We start from the raw sequence: 3107 nt of genomic DNA on the forward strand, positions 1-3107 counted from the left end.
GACAACGACAGAGCGGCTATCCCCCCCCCCCCGAAACCGCGTCGAGGCCAGAGTGGATCGCGGATAGATTATTTCAGGGCGGCAGTGCATGTGCCATGTTTGTTCAAGACCAAAGAGCTCACTCATGTAGCTCTTGTCAGTCATGATCATTTGCAGTGTCGCGACCGCAGATGCGGCGCCCGGATGCTCACTGATATGGGCAGCGAGGATCACACGCGTTTTCACATCAATTGCGACAGTGAGATGCAGCCGGCCCGTTCCACCGTCCCAGCCCATTCTCTCGAGGGCAGCCGGAGGCAATAAATCCTTCAGCCCCGGTGCTGTCTTGAGACTGTGCACATCCAGTGTAACTTCATCAATAATAACGATCTGCCCAGGCCTGGCGGCGAGAAGCTTGCCATAGACAGATCCAAACCTTGCCCGGGCTACTGACATCCCCTCCCGCGCGAGGCAGGTTTGAAAGGGGTCCAGCTTTTTGATTTCAGAACGAATGGTTTGATCGCTGGGGCATTTCAGGTGCTCCAAACCGTTCGCTTCACGATCGCGATTGATCGCCCCAAAGTCATCTTTCGTCCAGCGGATGATATCACATGGGCGTGGCCGGCTCCGGCATTGATATTTCAAAATATTTCTGACCATCACCCAGAGTGCTGCATCCGACATTGACCGCCTGCTGCTGTCGGACCGCAGTTTCCGCACCAGGCTCAGGGCTCCGTTGTCAGAGTAACGCTTGGCCCAGTCACGGATTGTGCGTGCCGAAGGGAATGAGCCGCTGCCAAAATATTCGACCTCGATCTCCAGTCTCTGGTGTCTGTCGAGGTTCTCCAGATACTTCGCGCTGTCTTCCTTTACAGTCTGGCGAAGCAGGCGATGCTCATCACCAGTCAGCGTGGCCCGCCGCTTGATCTTTCCGCATGCATGAAGGTCATTAAACCTCTGTATGAACTGGATTTTGATGTAGGTCCGACAAAGCAGATGCACAGGCTGTGCTGAGGCCAGGGTCAGGCGGGGATCTGTCGGAAGAATCCCCAGCGTAAGCCCGGAATTATGGCGAAAGCCGAAGCTGCTTTCACATTCCCTCAGCTTCGCGGGTGAGAAAACTTCAGGCTTTGCGCCATCGATATCCTGCCGAAGCAAAGAGATGCCCCGAGATTTGATTTCGCAGACGGCATATCTGATATTGTTGATGTTCAGGATGTCGCCGACTGCATAGCGGTCACAGATGTCAGAGTAACCAGGAATGCGCCCGGTATTTATGGCTGGTGCCAAAGCAGCGTTCGCTTGCATTACAGGCCCTCCCGAAGACCGATCACGGCATTGCCGTTGCTAAGCCCGTAGCTGTGGAGCAGCGCTACGCGCAGCCCAAGTAAACGAAGGATGGCGTCGCGTCCGCGGCGGCCAAGCTGAACACGATCAATCAAATCCTGATAGGAAACAGGGTCTTGTGCTTCAGTCAGAACAGTGCGCACGGCTTCCTGTGCCATCTCGTCATCCTCTCGCACGGAGAGGATCAGGAGCGCGTCATCCGTCGCCGCTGGATTGATATGCTGATCTGTCAGAAGACGAACAGCGTCCAACTGGCCGGTGCCAATAGCCTGTTCGGCAATTTTGGGCAGCGTCTGAGAAAGCCTGGAGCCGTCATAACGGGCCTTGGGGCGCACTGACCATCCAATCGCCTCACCATTGTGGCCGAGGGTCAGAAGATCAAAGTAGTGGGTGAAAGTTTTTCCGCCGTCGGTCCAGTTAAACCCTGCCTGCTCTTCGATGTAGCGAATGCCGGGATTAAACATGAGGGCCAGCGCGTGGTCGCGCTCAAGTCGGCTGTCGAGAATAAGGATCTGCCCGCCTTGAGCCGGCACCGGCAGATTGCAAATAATGCTGCGATGCGAAATTCCCGCCGATGCACGACCCGCGTAGCGATCTGAGGTGCTTCCCCGTGTTGGCTGCAAGGCTGATTGATCCCTGCAGGCGTTTTCGGCAAGGACCGCATTGGCCTTCAGGCGATCGCGCAGCGAGCGCTTCTGCCTGAATGGCTGCTTACGGGGCGGTTTCGTTCCGAATTCAGTGACTTTCTTCGTGTCTTTGAGCTTCATCTGTGATCCCCGGAGGGTGAGCGATATTGGCCGACAAAACGCGCATCGCGTTGTCGGGACGGAGGAGGTCATCGCGCAGGCTTCATACCGCTCGTCAGACAAGCCGCGTCCGTTCGCAGTCCTGAGGACTTCGTCCAGCCTTGAGGCGTAGTCAGATGTGATCTCCGATCGCGTGCGAGTGCCCGAGATCGCAACAAGCTGTATGATGCGCCGACGCGGGGTCGATGCTTCTTCTGGTTTTCTTTTCGGTCCTCTGCCTGTCTGCCAAACCCGTTAAGGCTTCCGCACGCATTTGAAGACTGCGCACGATCTTGCCATGGATTTATCCAGATTCAGAGTCTTTTCTTTATTATCAGTGCCTTAGCCGAAAATCTCGACGCTGGCCATTTTCGGAATCTATCTTCTCACCGCCCCGAGACCGCGAGGTCAGGGCAGGGGTATTGCAACCCCTTGGCTGGCATTTTCTTTTTTGGGGAGAAATCAGAGCCAGCTGACAAGGCTGAAGGCTCCATTTGCATGGTCTGGGTTTGTGAGAACTGGGACGGTTTGGATTTTCCCAATTCCGCAGACACGAAAGACCGTAACCCGATCACGGCAAAGCCGCCTCCCAGTGCCCAGTGGCTGTGGGAAACCGCATCAACGATTCGGATCGACGCTGCGCCCTGGAAAGGCTGGCCCCCGATCGTCATCGTATCTGTGGTTTTGTCCTGGATCGTCATTGGTCCGGCTCTCATGTCTCACAAATCGGAAGATAAAGCACTTCTGTGGCCGCAAAAGGCCCTGGCGAAAGTTTCCTGTGGATTGCGGCGGAATTTTCCCTGGAATATCCCGGACTTAGCTCTGTGCGGCAGCACCAGGCGCATGAAAATAAACAAGATTTTCACCCTGGGGGTGCTGCGAAAAAATTTTTACGCCTTGAGGCTGTGGCTCCTTGCGAACAGGATGAATTTGGCGCGCAGGCTCGCCTTTGACAGAAACGCGCCAAATATGGAGATCTCCAGGTGCTGGCATTCA

The 3107-nt window shown here is 55.6% G+C and carries 3 protein-coding genes; 1 reads left to right on the plus strand and 2 read right to left on the minus strand.

Features of this window, described 5'->3' with window-relative positions; genetic code table 11:
* Positions 1-1287: hypothetical protein (locus EP867_RS18020; RefSeq protein ID WP_407644019.1), on the minus strand; the 1287-nt coding region annotated here is incomplete at its 3' end.
* Entirely contained in the window at positions 1287-2093 is an 807-nt protein-coding gene (locus EP867_RS18025) for a hypothetical protein (RefSeq protein ID WP_128490850.1), read from the minus strand. The genes EP867_RS18025 and EP867_RS18020, both read right to left, overlap by 1 nt.
* A 450-nt stretch (positions 2094-2543) precedes the next feature.
* Here EP867_RS18025 and EP867_RS20040 point away from each other — a divergent pair.
* Positions 2544-3107: hypothetical protein (locus EP867_RS20040; protein ID WP_194085569.1), on the plus strand; the 564-nt coding region annotated here is incomplete at its 3' end.

It is taken from the genome of Falsigemmobacter intermedius (assembly GCF_004054105.1).
GTDB lineage: Bacteria > Pseudomonadota > Alphaproteobacteria > Rhodobacterales > Rhodobacteraceae > Wagnerdoeblera > Wagnerdoeblera intermedia.

Coding starts and splice junctions, on each gene's coding strand:
- EP867_RS18025 (WP_128490850.1), bottom strand. CDS start 2,093: ATGAAGCTCAAAGACACGAAGAAAGTCACTGAATTCGGAACGAAACCG.